The 14987-nt window shown below is 63.0% G+C and carries 14 protein-coding genes; 13 read left to right on the top strand and 1 reads right to left on the bottom strand.

The features are described from left to right. Positions 1-13 precede the first annotated feature (13 nt). The 9 genes from V1286_RS27930 (at position 14) to V1286_RS27890 (ending at position 8496) form a co-directional block, all read left to right on the top strand. The gene (locus tag V1286_RS27930; RefSeq protein ID WP_334485070.1) at positions 14-1216 is read left to right on the top strand and encodes a pyridoxal phosphate-dependent aminotransferase; all 1203 of its coding nucleotides are present in this window, start codon (positions 14-16) and stop codon (positions 1214-1216) included. 238 nt (positions 1217-1454) lie between these two features. Further along, entirely contained in the window at positions 1455-1976 is a 522-nt protein-coding gene (locus V1286_RS27925) for a DUF992 domain-containing protein (RefSeq protein WP_334485068.1), read from the top strand. A gap of 284 nt (positions 1977-2260) precedes the next feature. After that, positions 2261-2743 carry a DUF992 domain-containing protein gene (locus tag V1286_RS27920; RefSeq protein ID WP_334485066.1) on the top strand — a complete coding sequence of 161 codons (483 nt, stop codon included), beginning with the start codon at positions 2261-2263 and terminating at the stop codon, positions 2741-2743. Between the two features lie 202 nt (positions 2744-2945). Beyond that, complete coding sequence (locus V1286_RS27915; protein ID WP_334485064.1) at positions 2946-3356, top strand: alpha/beta fold hydrolase; 411 nt, start codon at positions 2946-2948, stop codon at positions 3354-3356. A 41-nt stretch (positions 3357-3397) separates the two neighbouring features. Next, a complete protein-coding gene (locus V1286_RS27910; protein WP_334485062.1) occupies positions 3398-3769 on the top strand; it encodes an alpha/beta fold hydrolase in 372 nt (123 codons plus the stop codon). A gap of 301 nt (positions 3770-4070) precedes the next feature. Continuing rightward, positions 4071-6119: an elongation factor G gene (locus V1286_RS27905; protein ID WP_334485060.1), complete on the top strand. Its 2049-nt coding sequence runs from the start codon at positions 4071-4073 to the stop codon at positions 6117-6119. A gap of 128 nt (positions 6120-6247) precedes the next feature. Next, complete coding sequence (locus V1286_RS27900) at positions 6248-7081, top strand: shikimate dehydrogenase (RefSeq protein WP_334485058.1); 834 nt, start codon at positions 6248-6250, stop codon at positions 7079-7081. Positions 7082-7168: 87 nt separating this feature from the next. Next, positions 7169-7795: a hypothetical protein gene (locus V1286_RS27895; protein WP_334485056.1), complete on the top strand. Its 627-nt coding sequence runs from the start codon at positions 7169-7171 to the stop codon at positions 7793-7795. 101 nt (positions 7796-7896) lie between these two features. Next, a complete protein-coding gene (locus tag V1286_RS27890; protein WP_417021285.1) occupies positions 7897-8496 on the top strand; it encodes a hypothetical protein in 600 nt (199 codons plus the stop codon). Between the two features lie 834 nt (positions 8497-9330). Here V1286_RS27890 and V1286_RS27885 read toward each other — a convergent pair. Beyond that, entirely contained in the window at positions 9331-10467 is a 1137-nt protein-coding gene (locus V1286_RS27885) for an alpha-hydroxy acid oxidase (protein WP_334485052.1), read from the bottom strand. A gap of 106 nt (positions 10468-10573) precedes the next feature. On the opposite strand from V1286_RS27885, the gene V1286_RS27880 reads away from it, so the two are divergent. The 4 genes from V1286_RS27880 to V1286_RS27865 all read left to right on the top strand — a co-directional run bounded on the left by V1286_RS27880 (position 10574) and on the right by V1286_RS27865 (position 14851). After that, the gene (locus V1286_RS27880) at positions 10574-10753 is read left to right on the top strand and encodes a hypothetical protein (RefSeq protein ID WP_108521486.1); all 180 of its coding nucleotides are present in this window, start codon (positions 10574-10576) and stop codon (positions 10751-10753) included. A 211-nt stretch (positions 10754-10964) separates the two neighbouring features. Next, the gene (glmM, locus tag V1286_RS27875) at positions 10965-12311 is read left to right on the top strand and encodes a phosphoglucosamine mutase (protein WP_108521483.1); all 1347 of its coding nucleotides are present in this window, start codon (positions 10965-10967) and stop codon (positions 12309-12311) included. A 146-nt stretch (positions 12312-12457) separates the two neighbouring features. Then, positions 12458-13717, top strand: coding sequence for an MFS transporter (locus tag V1286_RS27870; RefSeq protein WP_334485048.1), 1260 nt, complete (start codon positions 12458-12460; stop codon positions 13715-13717). Positions 13718-14014: 297 nt separating this feature from the next. Continuing rightward, positions 14015-14851, top strand: coding sequence for an outer membrane protein (locus tag V1286_RS27865; protein ID WP_334485046.1), 837 nt, complete (start codon positions 14015-14017; stop codon positions 14849-14851). Positions 14852-14987: the final 136 nt, after the last annotated feature.

Raw genomic sequence — 14987 nt, 5'->3', positions numbered from 1 at the left:
CCAGGAGATGATGATGCCCTTCCTGTCCGCCTCGCTCGCCCGTGTGAAGCCGTCCGCGACGATCGCGGTCACGGATAAAGCGCGCGCGCTGAAAGCGGCGGGCCGCAACGTCATTGGTCTTGGCGCCGGCGAGCCGGATTTCGATACGCCCGCCAACATCAAGCTGGCGGCGATCCACGCCATCGAGGCCGGCAAGACCAAGTATACCGATGTCGGCGGCATTCCCGAGCTGAAGGAAGCCATCATCGCAAAATTCCAGCGCGAGAACGGCCTGACGTATAAGCCGAACCAGATCATCGTTGGCACCGGCGGCAAGCAGGTGCTCTACAACGCGCTGATGGCGACGCTCAATCCCGGCGACGAGGTGATCATCCCGGCGCCGTACTGGGTCAGCTATCCGGAAATGGTGGCGCTCGCCGGCGGCGAGACGGTGCCGGTGGTGTGCCCGGCGTCGAGCGGCTTCAAGCTGCGGCCCGAGGATCTCGAAAAGGCGATCACGCCGAAGACCAAGTGGATCATCCTGTGCTCGCCGTCGAACCCGACCGGCGCCGCCTATACGCGCGCTGAGCTGAAGGCGATCACCGATGTGCTGATGAAGCACCCGCATGTCTGGGTGATGACCGACGACATGTACGAGCACCTCGTCTATGACGACTTCCAGTTCGCAACGCCCGCGCAGGTCGAACCGAAACTGTACGAGCGCACGCTGACGGTGAACGGCGTGTCGAAAGCCTATTGCATGACCGGCTGGCGCATCGGCTATGCCGGCGGCCCCGCCGACCTGATCAAGGCGATGTCGACGATCCAGTCGCAGTCGACCTCGAACCCGTCGTCGATCGCGCAGTGGGCTTCGGTGGAAGCGTTGAACGGTCCGCAGGACTTCATTCCGGTGCACAACAAGGTGTTCAAGGAGCGCCGCGATCTCGTGGTGTCGATGCTCAACCAGGCCAAGGGCATCGAATGCCCGCGGCCCGAGGGCGCGTTCTACGTCTATCCGTCCTGCGCCGGCACCATCGGCAAGACCTCGCCGTCCGGCAAGGTGATCGCCAATGACGAGGACTTCGTCACCGAGCTTTTGGAGAGCGAGGGCGTCGCCGTCGTGCAGGGTTCGGCGTTCGGGCTTGGACCGGCGTTCCGGATTTCCTACGCGACCAAAACCTCCGATCTCGAAGACGCCTGCAAACGCATCCAGCGCTTCTGCGGCAATTTGAGATAAGAGGCGTTTTCGCCTCACAGGCCCGTCCCGCACTCGATGCGGGATGGGTTCCGGTTCTCGTCAGCGAAACGCGTCAAAAAAGCGGTCGTCAAATCACATCACGCGTGATCTGCGCGAAGTTTTGACGGCTTCTCATCGAGGCGCTCTGTTTTTTATGGGCGCGCCATGTTTTCGACACGGCGCTTCCATCCTGTCCGCTCCGCTGAATTTGTTCATCAACATGCGGAGACTGGGACACATGCGATTCCTGACATTGACACTCGCCACGCTTTCGTTGCTCGCGCCGATCGCAAGCGCTGACGCGGCGCCGCCGGTGGTTCGCGCCGGCATCCTGCAATGCCAGGGCGGCCAGAATGTCGGCTTCGTGGTCGGCTCGGTGACGAGCCTGGAATGCGTGTTCCGCAGCGAAGGCCGCCGTCCTGAACCTTACATCGCCAAGGTGCAGCGCATCGGTCTCGATCTCGGCGTCACCGAGCAGACGCAGTTGTCCTGGGCGGTCAGCGCGCCGAACAGCCGGCTCGGACGCGGCGAACTCGCCGGCAGCTATGGCGGCGTCGGCGCCAATGCATCGATCGGCGTCGGCGGCGGCGGCAATTTTCTGGTTGGCGGTCCCGCCAATGCCTACGCTCTGCAGCCGATCAGCGTGCAGGGACAGACCGGGCTGAATGTCGCTGCCGGCATCGCCGGCCTCGAGCTGCAGCCGTTCAACGGCTACGGCCCGCGCCGGCACACGCGTCACCGCCATCGTCATCGCGGTTGAGATTGACCAGCATCTTTCAGGAAGAGGCCCGCGAAAGCGGGCCTTTTTTTCATTATGAGTCCCTGTCATTCCGGGATGGTCCGAAGGACCAGACCATAGATGCGCAATTGCGCATCGGGGAATCTCGAGATTGCGGGTTCGCGCTTTGCGCGCCCCGGAATGACGTAGCAAAGAGCGAATCTGGCACGGTCACTGATGTTGTGGCATAGAACGAAGCGCGCCGCGGGCACGGCGCCTTCTTCAATTCTCTGCTCGCATCACATTTTCCCAGCCGGAGATTCTTCATGCGTCGCTCTCTCATTCTCGCCGGTGCCGCGCTGACCATGCTCGCCACTTCCATAGGCGGCGCCCATGCGCAGCAGGTGCAGCGCGTGCAGGTCGGCGTGCTGGAGTGCCGCGGCGGCGCCAGCGTCGGCTTCATCGTCGGTTCCGTCACCAATCTCGGCTGCGTGCTGCGCGCCGACGGCATGCCGGAAGACCGCTACATCGCCACCATCCGCAAAGTCGGACTCGATCTCGGCATCACCCAGGAATCGGCGCTGGCCTGGGGCGTGTTCGCGCCTGTCGCGCGGCTCGGGCCGGGCGGCCTGTCCGGCGACTATGTCGGCGCGCAGGGCAGCGCGACCCTCGGCGTCGGCATTGGCGGCAACGTGCTGGTCGGCGGCTCCGCCAATTCGATCGCGTTGCAGCCCTTGAGCGTGCAGGGCCAGGTCGGCGTCAGCATTGCCGCCGGATTGGAGAGTTTGGAACTGCGGCCGGGGCGTTAGTTAAGGCTGCCTCCACGTCATTGCGAGCGAAGCGAAGCAATCCATTTCTCCGCACGGGGATAGATGGATTGCTTCGCTTCGCTCGCAATGACGGGTTAGGGGGACAGCGGGGGGCTTCCGGCTTGTCTTTTTCCGCGCATATCGTTGCGCCTTGCGTGGGCTACTTGCTGGCCGCTCCCTTCGGCATCGGCTAGCACGAATCATGAATTCAAATCATCAGATTGCGTCCGGCCAAGCCAGGCTGGCTGTGAAAGTCGTCGGCGACGGCGACCCCGTGGTCTTTCTGCACGCCGCGGTCTGCGATAGCCGCATGTGGCGCGCGCAACTCGATGCCGTCGGCGCAAGCAACAAGGCGATCGCGTATGATCGGCGCGGCTTTGGCGAGACCCGCGCGGAAAAGGAAGACTTTTCCGCCGTCGCGGATTTGCTGGCGGTGATTGACGCCGTCGGGAACGGCGCGCCGGCGATCCTTGTTGGATGCTCCCAGGGTGGACGGGTCGCGCTCGACACCGCGCTTCTGCATCCATCCCATGTCCGCGCCCTCGTTCTCATTGCGCCCGCCGTGAGCGGCGCGCCTGAGCCGATCCATCCGCCTGACATCGCGGGCTCTTAGCCAGGCTCAAGGACGCCGAACAAGCCGGCGATCTGGATCGCGTGAACGCCATCAAGGCTCATCTTTGGCTGGACGGTCCACTGCAGCCCGAGGGTCGTGTCACGGGTGAGGCGCGCCGGCTATTCCTCGACATGAACTCCATTGCGCTACGGTCGCCGCCGGTTGGCTCGAACCTCGATGTCGCGCCCGCCTTCCATCGTCTCGGCGAGATATCGGCGCCATCGCTTGTGATCTGGGGTGACCTCGATTTCCCGCACATTCAGGAACGATGCCGCCATATCGCAACGACGATGCCGAACGGGTCGGGCCATATGTTGACCGGCATCGCCCATCTGCCGAGCCTGGAGCGACCAACCGAGATCACGGGCCTCCTCGCCGAGTTCATCGATGGCTATTCCGACCGCCGGGCATAGCAAACGGCGCGCAGGGCAGCGCGACGCTCGGCGTCAGCATTGCTGCCGGATTGGAAAGCCTGGAACTGCGGCCGGGACGTTAACTTTCGTCGTCCTCCGTCGTCATTGCTGTGCATGTTCACTAATTCGCTGATTGGATCGCTCCTCTGGAGGACCATCCGATGCGCGATGACGGGTTAGGTCCCAGCCCGCCTCACGCCGCAGCGCAGCGAATTTTTCCCGCTTGCCAAAATCACGAGACAGGCGGAGCATCCAATCCGCCGACCCAATCATGGGCCGAGCTCCAAACAAGGAGGCGGCAATGGGACAAGACGTCAGAAGTCCCCGAGGTCCACGGTGCATAGCGCTGGTGGGCCCTTTCCAGAGCGGTAAAACCACACTTTTGGAGGCGATATTGGCGCGAACAGGCGCCATTAAAAATGCCGGCAGCGTCGATGCCGGAACCTCGGTCGGCGATTCCAGCCCCGAGGCACGGAACCACAAGATGGGCGTAGGCCTCTCCGCCGCCACGACCAGCTTCATGGGCGATAGTTACACCCTTATCGATTGTCCCGGCTCGATCGAGTTCGCGCATGACATGCGCGCCGCGTTGCCTGCGGTCGATGCCGCGGTCGTGGTCTGCGAGGCGGATGAGAAGAAGCTGCCGCAACTGCAGATCATTCTGCGTGAGCTGGAAGATTTGGGCATTCCCCGTTTTCTGTTTTTGAACAAGATCGACCGCGCCAACAAGCGCATCCGCGAGACGCTCGCGACCCTGCAGCCGGCTTCGCGCGTACCGCTGGTGCTGCGACAGATTCCGATCTGGAACGGCGACTTGATCGAAGGTTTTGTCGATCTCGCGCTGGAGCGCGCCTTTGTTTATCGCGAACACAAGCCTTCCGAAGTCGTCGCGCTGGAAGGCGGCAATCTCGACCGCGAGAAGGAAGCGCGGTTCTCGATGCTGGAAAAACTCGCCGACCATGACGACGCGCTGATGGAGCAGTTGCTGGAGGATATCCAGCCGCCGCGCGACGCGGTGTTCGACGATCTCGCCCGCGAATTGCGCGAAGGCCTGATCTGCCCGGTGTTGCTCGGCGCTGCGGCGCGCGAAAACGGCGTGCTGAGGCTGATGAAGGCGCTGCGGCACGAAGCGCCCGGCGTTGCCGAGACGGCGAAGCGGCTCGGCGTATCCGCGCAAAAGGAAGCGCTGGCCTATGTGTTCAAGACGCTGCATCTGCAGCACGGCGGCAAGCTGTCGCTGACGCGGCTGCTCGCCGGCCATCTCGATGACGGCGCGACGCTGCAATCATCCTCCGGTGAGGCCGGGCGGGTTTCCGGTATTCAAGCGGTGAGCGGCGGACACGACACCAAGCGGGCCGCGGCCGAGGTCGGAGACACGATCGCGCTCGGCAAGCTCGACGCGATCAAGACCGGCGATACGCTGTCGAGCGGCAAGACCGTGCCGCCGACGCTGGTGCAGATCGTGCCGACGCCACCGGTGCTGGCGATGTCGCTTGCGGCGAACGACCGCAAGGACGACGTCAAGCTCGGCCAGGCGCTGCTGCGGCTGAACGAGGAGGACCCGTCGCTGACGATGATCCAGAACCAGCAAACCCACGACATCGTACTGTGGGGGCAGGGCGAGATGCATCTGCGCGTCGCGCTCGAGCGGCTCAAGGACCGTTTCGGCGTCAACGTCAAATCGCAAGCACCCGCGATCGGCTATCAGGAGACCATCCGCAAATCAATCACCCAGCGCGGCCGTCACAAGAAGCAATCCGGCGGCCATGGCCAGTTCGGCGATGTGGTGCTGGAGATCAAGCCGATGCCGCGCGGCTCGGGCTTCGCGTTCGACGAAAAGGTCGTCGGCGGCGCGGTGCCGCGCAACTATATCGGCGCAGTGGAGGAGGGCGTGGTCGACGGCCTCACGAAGGGCCCGCTCGGCTTCCCCGTCATCGACGTGCAAGTGACGCTGACGGACGGCTCCTATCACAGCGTCGATTCCTCCGATCTCGCCTTCCGCACCGCGGCGCGGATCGGCATGAGCGAGGCGCTGCCGCAGTGCCAGCCAGTACTGCTGGAGCCGATTCACATGGTGGAGATCGTCTGCCCGACGGAAGCGACGGCGAAGATCAACGCCATCCTGTCGGCGCGGCGCGGCCAGATCCTGGGCTTCGACACCCGCGACAACTGGCCGGGATGGGATTGCGTCCGCGCCACCATGCCGGAAGCGGAGATCGGCGATCTGATCGTGGAATTGCGCTCGGCCACCGCCGGCGCCGGCAGCTTTACGAGGCAGTTCGACCGCATGGCCGAAGTCACCGGCCGCGCCGCCGACCAGATCATCGCCGCGCACCGCGTCGCGGCGTAAGTTGCCGGCGGGCCGCCGCAGCTTCGTCTGCGGCGGCTCGCGTTCGGCTTGACACAGCACAGCGGAAGATAAATTGATCGTCGTGGCCGGGTTATCCCGGCCATCGACGTCTTTAGGAGATTTCTGCCGTGACCAAACCCCCCGCCGCCTGCCTGATCGGATGGCCGGCTGCGCATTCGCGTTCGCCGCTGATCCATCATTACTGGCTGCGGACGCTCGGCATCGAAGGCGGTTACGTCATCGAGGCGGTGCCGCCCGACGAGTTCAAGGATTTCATTTTCCGGTTGTCGCTGCGCGGTTTCGTCGGCGCCAACGTCACCATTCCGCACAAGGAGCGCGCGCTTTCTCTGTCAAAGCCGGACGCGCGCGCCCGTGCGGTCGGTGCGGCCAACACGCTGTGGTTCGAGAATGGCGAACTCTGCTCGACCAATACCGACGTCGAGGGCTTCATCAACAATCTCGATGCCTGTGCGAGCGGATGGGACAAGGCCGAGGATGCGCTGGTGCTCGGCGCCGGTGGCTCATCTCGCGCGGTGCTGTTCGGTCTGCTCGACCGCGGCATCAAGCGGGTGCATCTCGCCAACCGCACCATCGAGCGCGCCCGTGCGCTGGTGGATGAATTCGGCGCGAACGTTCTGCCGGTGGCATTGGACGCGATCGGCGATTTGCTGCCGCGCACCGGGCTACTGGTGAATACGACCTCGCTCGGCATGAAGGGGCAGCCGCCGCTCGAAATCGATGTCGGGCAGTTGCCGTCACATGCCGTCGTCGCCGATCTCGTTTACGTGCCGCTCGACACGCCATTGCTGACGGCTTCGCGCGCGCGCGGCCTCAAGACCGCCGACGGGCTCGGCATGCTGCTGCACCAGGCGGTGCGCGGCTTCGAATTGTGGTTCGGCCGGCGCCCCGAAGTGACGCCGGAACTTCGCGCGCTCGTCGAGGCCGATCTCACGAATACATGATCGGCTGATCGCGGAGACTTGAGCCGGAATTTTTTTGAATGGCCGGGGTCAATGGCTACGTCAGGTCTGCCACCGGAGATTCCTGCCATGCCCGTCCGTCGCTTTCAGTTCGTCCGCCCGCTTGTCGCCGTTGCGATGGTCGCCGGCTCCACGCTTTACGCCATCGCCCAGCAGCCGCCGACGCCGACGCGCGTTCGCGGCACCATCGAGGCCGTCGATGGCGACGTGCTCGCCGTCAAGTCGCGCGGCGGTGAAGACGTCAGGCTGCATATGGCCGGCGACATCAACATCGTCGGGATCACCAAAATCGCGCTGTCCGACATCAAGGTCGGTTCCTTCATCGGCACGACCACGGTGCCGGGGCCGGACGGCAGCCAGAACGCGGTTGAAGTGCACGTGTTTCCGGAAGCCATGCGCGGCACCGGCGAAGGCTCGCGGCCCTATGATCTGCGTCCCAACTCCACCATGACCAACGCCACGGTGGCGGACTCCGTGGTCGGCAATGACGGCCACACCCTGATGATCAAATACCGGGGTGGCGAGAAGAAAGTCGTGGTCTCCCCGGAGACGCCGGTCGTGACCTACGTTCCTGCCGACAAGTCCGACCTCAAACCGGGCGCCAAGGTGATCGCCTTCATGAAGAAGCTGCCGGACGGCTCGCTCGAGACCAGCCGGGTCAGCGTCGGCCGCGACGGGCTGACCCCGCCGATGTGAAGTCGCCTCCTGGAATAGCACCTCCCGCGCGGTGTTTGCGTTGAGTTGGGCGCTAACATCTTGGGAGGGATACCATGTCAAAATCTTCTTCCTGGCCGCGGATGCTTGCGGCCTCGCTGACCTTTGTCACCCTGCTTGCATCGGCGGCGTGGGCGCAGCAGCCGCCGACGGTCCGCATTCGCGGCACCATCGAGGCCGTAGACCTGCCCATGCTGTCGATCAAATCGCGCGAGGGTACCGACATGAAGGTCCGCGTCACCGACAATGTCGCGGTGTTCGGCGTGGCCAAGACCGAACTCTCTGAGATCAAGGAAGGCTCCTATATCGGCGTCACCGCGATGCCGGAGCCGGACGGCACCCAAAAGGCGGTCGCAGTGCATATCTTCCCGGAGAACCAGCGCGGCGCGGCCGAAGGTTTCCGGCCCTGGGACCAGCGTCCGAACTCGACCATGACGAATGCCACCGTCGCCCAGACCGTGAAGGGCACCGATGGCCAGAACATTTTGGTGAAATACAAGGACGGTGAAAAGAAAGTCGTGGTGCCGGAGGGGACGCCAATCGTTACCTTCGTCGCTGGCGACAAGTCCGAACTGAAGCCGGGCGCGAAGGTGATCATCTTCAGCGCGGTGAAGAAGGACGACGGCACGCTGGAGGCGGCCCGCGTCAATGTCGGCCGCAACGGGATCACGCCGCCGATGTGAGGCGAAGCCTTTCTTACTTCCCTTCTCCCCTTGTGGGAGAAGGGAGGCAGGACGCTTCGCTTGGTTGTGCGCATCACGTCCTTGCCAAGGCGGAACTTCGCCATCCCGCCAGAGCTTTGATCTAGGTCAAGCGCCTGTTCAGTCAGAGTCAAACCCTGCCAGGGGGTGGATGCGAATTGGGTTGGTTGCAGCCCGAACGCTCGGGCCCAATCAACAGGAAGGAAGCGCCATGTTTCGCTATGTTCTGCCGGTTCTTGCAGCACTCGTTCTGGTTACGGCCAGCCTTATCCCGGACGACGCGTTCGCGCGCCGTGGGGGTGGCGGGTACCGAGGCGGTGGAGGCTTCCACGGCGGCGCCGTCCGAGCCGGAGGCGTTTACCGAGGTGGAGCCGTTCGTGCCGGTCGCGTAGGGCGGGTCGGATATGCCGGTTACCGGGGAGGGTATTATCCACGTCGCGGATACGGTGCGGCGGCGGTGGGGGCCGCAGCGGTTGGTGCCGCGGCCTACGGTGCCTACGGCTCTTACAACAACTGCTACGACGCGTACGGCAACTATATCTGCGGCGGCCAGTATCGATACTGACACACGCCGGGAGCCTGAGGCGGTCAATGCGCTACGTACTTTCCTTCTCCCACAAGGGGAGAAGGAAGGTCGCGCTCCATTCGCGAGTCGTGCCGCGAAAGCAGGGACCCACAACCATAATTGCTTACTGTGGATGGAAGGCGTTTACCGCATCGCTTAACCGAAGGGCTGCGGCATATGGGTCCCCGCGCCCGAGCGCAATTGCGCACTGGGCGGGGACGACCCGTTGCGGGATTCGTGCTAACTCCGCCTCACACCGCCAGCACGTTGTCGTCAATCTCGGCAATCGTGTTGACGCCGCACAATCCCATCGTCGTGAGCATTTCCTTGGCGATGATGTCGAGTGCCTTGGCGACGCCGGCCTGTCCGCCGGCTCCCAAGCCATAGACATAGGCACGGCCGATCATGCAGGATTTGGCGCCGAGCGCGAGCGCGCGCACCACGTCCTGGCCGGAGCGGATGCCGCCATCGAACATGATTTCCATCTTCGAGCCGACCGTGTCGACGATCTCGGGCAGCACCTCGATCGACGACGGCGCGCCGTCGAGCTGACGGCCGCCATGGTTGGACACCACCAGCGCCTGCGCGCCGGTTTTCGCAGCGAGCTCGGCGTCCTCGACGTCCAAAATGCCTTTGAGGATCAGCTTGCCGGGCCAGATCGAGCGGATCCAGTCGATGTCCTTCCAGTTCAGCGAGGTGTCGAACTGCGACGCCGTCCATTCCGACAATTTGGTGAGATCCTCGGTGCCTTTGACGTGGCCGACGATGTTGCCGAAGCTGCGGCGCTTGCCGCGCATCACGCCGGCGACCCATGACGGCTTGCTGGCGAAGTCGAGCAGTTTCGACAGCGACCATTCGGGCGGCACCGACATGCCGTTCTTGATGTCCTGGTGGCGCTGCCCGATCACCTGCAGGTCGACAGTCAACACCAGCGCCGAGCATTTCGCCGCGATCGCGCGTTCGATCAGCGACTTGATGAAGCCGCGGTCCTTCATCACGTAGAGCTGGAACCAGAACGGCTTGTCGACGCTGGCTGCGATATCCTCGATCGAGCAGATCGACATCGTGCTCTGGGTGAAGGGAATGCCGACGGCCTGGGCGGCGCGGCAGGCATGAATCTCGCCATCGCCATGCTGCATGCCGAGCAGGCCGACGGGAGCCAGGATCAGCGGCATTGCGGCGGGCTCGCCGAGGATCGTGGTGGAGAGGTCGCGCTTCGATACGTCGACCAGGATGCGCTGGCGGAACTTGATCTGCGCAAGATCCTCGGAATTGGCGCGCAGCGTATCCTCGGTATAGGAGCCGCGATCGGTATAGTCGAAGAAGGCCTTGGGAACGCGGCGCTTGTGCAGCTGGCGCAGATCTTCGATGCAGGTGATGTGTTTCATGGACGTCCCGGCCTTCTTGAATTCCTTCGTTGTGTTGTCATCTATCATGGTTGGTTGGGGAGCCAAATCGCATCTCGCGGCGCCATTGCCGAGGCAAGGACATGCCATGACCGGACCGCGCAAAGTTTCCAGTACCGACGCCGGCTCACAGGATCGCGCAGAAAAGCGCCGGTTGGACGAAGCCCTGGAGGAGGGGCTGGAGGAGACCTTTCCGGCCTCCGACCCGGTCAGTGTCACCCAGCCGCCGCCCTCGAAGGGTGACCATCACGTCAAGCGGCGGGACTAGCGCTTCGGCCCGACGCGGCCTGTTTTTAAAAATATCAAGTTATAACAATTAGTTATACATGAAAACGGCCGCGATGGCCGTAATGATTCATCATATTTTTTGAAGCCATTTTTGCGGCTGAGGGATTATAACGGCTGCACGCTACCATGGAGCGCGTTCGGGGATTCCTGGCTATTATGGCCTGAAGAAGCCCCGAAATGCTGGGGGTCACATGAGCCGCAAATATTTCGGTACCGACGGAATTCGGGGCCGCGCCAATGGATTGATCACGCCGGAGCTCGCGCTCAAGGTGGGGCAGGCGGCCGGCCTGGTGTTCCAGCGCGGCGAGCATCGCCACCGCGTCGTCATCGGCAAGGACACGCGTCTCTCCGGCTACATGATCGAATACGCCATGGTGGCCGGCTTCACCTCTGTCGGCATGGACGTGCTGCTGCTCGGCCCGATGCCGACGCCGGCGGTCGCGATGCTGACCAAGTCGATGCGCGCCGATCTCGGCGTGATGATTTCAGCTTCCCACAATCTGTTCGAGGATAACGGCATCAAGCTGTTCGGTCCGCAGGGCTTCAAGCTTTCCGACGATGTCGAAAAGCAGATCGAGCAGTTGCTCGACGAGCCGATCGACCGTCGCCTCGCGCAGAGCGCCAGCCTCGGGCGCGCCCGCCGTATCGACGGCGTTCATGACCGCTACATCGAATTCGCTAAGCGCACGCTGCCGCGCGAGCTCTCGCTCGACGGCCTGCGCGTCGTGATCGATTGCGCGCACGGCGCGGCCTACAAGGTGGTGCCGGAAGCGCTGTGGGAATTGGGCGCCGATGTCATCGCGATCGGCGTCGAACCCGATGGCTTCAACATCAACAAGGAATGCGGCTCGACCTCGCCGGAGGCGCTGGCGAAAAAGGTGCGCGAGATGCGCGCCGATATCGGCATCGCGCTCGACGGCGACGCCGATCGCGTCATCCTGGTCGACGAACGCGGCCACGTCGTCGATGGCGACCAGTTGCTCGCGGTGATCGCGCAAAGCTGGAAGGAAGACGGCCGGCTCTCGAAGCCCGGCATCGTCGCCACCGTGATGTCGAATCTCGGGCTCGAACGTTTCCTCGAAGGGCAAGGCATCGGCATGGTGCGCACGCCGGTCGGCGACCGCTACGTGCTCGAGCAGATGCTCAAGCAGGGTTACAATCTCGGCGGCGAGCCTTCGGGCCATATCATTCTCTCCGACTACGCCACCACAGGCGACGGCTTCGTTGCTGCGCTGCAGGTGCTGGCCGTGGTGCAAAAACTTCGCCGGCCGGTGTCGGAGGTCTGCCGCCGTTTCGATCCGCTGCCGCAGATCCTGAAGAACGTACGCTACCGCAGCGGCAAGCCGCTCGACCATGCCGAGGTGAAATCGGCGATCATGGACGGCGAGAATCGCCTCAACGGCCACGGCCGGCTGCTGGTCCGTTCGTCCGGCACCGAGCCCGTGATCCGCGTGATGGGCGAGGGCGACGACCGCATCCTGGTCGAGGATGTCGTCGATCAGATCGTCACCGCGCTCGGTCACGCTGCGGCGGCATAAGCCAGCTTTATTTTGATGGTGCGCGATTGCTGATCGGTGGTGCGGCAACGCATCGCAGCCATAAGCTATTGATGCTGGTCGCGACGATGGCCCGGCCGTAGAACACGAGACATTGCCTGTCCGCGATTCTTTTCGGGAATGCGCCCTTGAACAAGCCGGTCATCGTCTCAGAGGAAACGCCAACCGCGCAGGTGGTCGTGCCTGACGCGGCGCCAGGCCTCGCCGTCAAGGCGGCTGTTGTGGCGCCGGCCTATGTCGTGCTGACCGGCATCAGCTTCTCGCATTTCCTCAACGACACCATGCAGTCGCTGATTGCCTCGGTCTATCCGATCCTGAAGGATGCTTACGCGCTGGACTACGGACAGATCGGCATGATCACGCTGGCGTTCCAGTTTACCGCATCGCTGCTGCAGCCGCTGGTCGGGCATTTTACCGACAAGAAGGCGCAGCCTTTCTCGCTCGCGATCGGCATGGGTTTTACGTTTTTCGGATTGCTGCTGCTCAGCGTCGCGCATCTCTATCCCATCATCCTGATCGCAGCCGCTCTGGTAGGCCTCGGCTCGGCGGTGTTTCATCCGGAGTCGGCGCGGATCGCGCGTCTCGCCTCGGGCGGGCGTTACGGATTCGCGCAATCGGTGTTTCAGCTCGGCGGCAGTTTTGGTACGTCGATGGGGCCGGTGCTGGCGGCGCTGATCGTGGTGCCGTTCGGTCAGCCCTCGATCGCCTGGTTTTCATCGATCGCGTTTCTGGCGATCGTGATCCTGTGGCGGATCGGCGTCTGGTACAAGCCGCAGATCGTGACGAAGAAATCGGCCGTGGTGGAACGCCATCCGGACCTGCCGGATTCGCGGCGCGTGAAAATAGCGCTCGCGGTGCTGGTCGCGCTGCTGTTCTCAAAACAGCTCTACGTGTCGAGCCTGTCGAGCTATTACATCTTCTATCTGATCGACAAGTTTCAAGTCTCGACCCAGGCGGCGCAGCTTTATCTATTCATCTTCCTTGCCGCCAACGCGGCGGGTGCGTTCTTCGGCGGGCCGCTCGGCGATCGCTTTGGCCGCAAATACATCATCTGGTTCTCCATCCTCGGCGCGCTGCCGTTCACGCTGGCGCTGCCATATGCGGGTCTCGTCGGCAGCGCCGTGCTGACAGTCTTCATCGGCCTCATCCTCTCGTCGGCAACGTCTTCGATCATCGTGTTCGCGCAGGAACTGATGCCGCACCGCTTCGGGATGATCTCGGGCGTATTCTTCGGCGTCGCCTTCGGCATCGGCGGACTTGGCGCGGCCGTGCTTGGCAAGCTCGCCGATCACACCGGGATCGCTTTTGTCTATCACCTCTGCGCGTTCCTGCCCGCGCTCGGCCTGCTCGCGGTGTTCCTGCCGAAGATGCCCAGGCATGTACGTTGAAGCACGCGCGCTGACGCGCCGACGCATTTCCGCGAGGCGAGGGCGCGGCTCACGACATCAACAAAGTCTTAATGGCGCAGCAACACATCGTTAGGATGTATGGCGGTTTCGTCTCGTTTGTCGTGTTGCAAATGCATCGTCACTCGACTCGCAAACGGCGCCGCGAAAAAAGTCAGAGATTGTCAACCTTAAAAATTAGGGTTAAGCGCCGCTTAAGCATTTAATGACATCGTTCGTCCGTGAGTTTTTGAAGTGGGGCTCATCGCAGTCAGCCTCACCGGACAAAGGACGAAGCCCATGCGTAGCGTTAAGTCTTTCATTGCCGCCGGTGCGGCCACATTATTGTCCCAGGCGGCGTTTGCTGCCGACATGGCTATTGCGCCTCCTCCGGCATATGCGCCGGCGGTGGTCGAGGATTTCGGCGGCTGGTATCTGCGCGGCGACATCGGCTTCAGCAATCAGCGCGTCGGTCGGCTGAACAACCTGGATGACTCCACCCTTACCTCGTCGGTACAGACGAACAACTTCAACACCGCGGGCATCTTCGGCCTCGGCGTCGGTTACAAGGTCAACAACTGGTTCCGCGCTGATGTCACCGGTGAATACCGCGGCAACTCGCAGTTCCACGGCACCGACCGCATCACCTATGTGGGCGGCGTCGGTACCGACACCTATCACGCTACCAAGAACGAGTGGGTCGTTCTCGCCAACGCCTATGTCGATCTCGGCACCTGGTGGTGCATCACCCCGTTCATCGGCGCCGGCGTCGGTGGCGCGCGGGTTGCGATCAACGGCTTCACCGATCAGAGCATCGCCAGCAATCCAGTGCAGCCGGGCCCCGCACTGGCGGGTCTGGCCTACGGAGACAGTGTTTCGAAGTGGAACTTGGCCTGGGCGGTTCACGCCGGTCTTGCCTACAAAGTCACGCCGAACTTCACCGTCGAACTCGCCTATCGCTATCTCGATATGGGCGACGGCCTGACCGGCGACCTCCGCACTTTCGACGGCAACAACTTTCGCAACAACCCGATGACGTTCAAGGACATCACCTCGCATGACCTGAAGCTCGGTGTGCGTTGGAATTTGGAAAACCCGCAGGTCTACGCGCCGCCGCCGCTGATCCGCAAAGGTTAATCGCGACTTCCATTCGTTAACGGTTGCCGAACGGCGCGGGAGTTTTCCGCGCCGTTTTGCTTTTGGCGCATGCCGAGGCGGATGTAGCGGCTGACGAAAAATGTTTGCCAGCTTTCCGACAAGATCTCGCCAATTA

Source organism: Bradyrhizobium algeriense, from assembly GCF_036924595.1.
In the GTDB taxonomy this organism is placed as follows: Bacteria; Pseudomonadota; Alphaproteobacteria; order Rhizobiales; family Xanthobacteraceae; genus Bradyrhizobium; species Bradyrhizobium algeriense.
The sequence above is the reverse complement of the archived record's forward strand: the minus strand, read 5'-3'. Positions and strand labels throughout refer to the sequence as shown.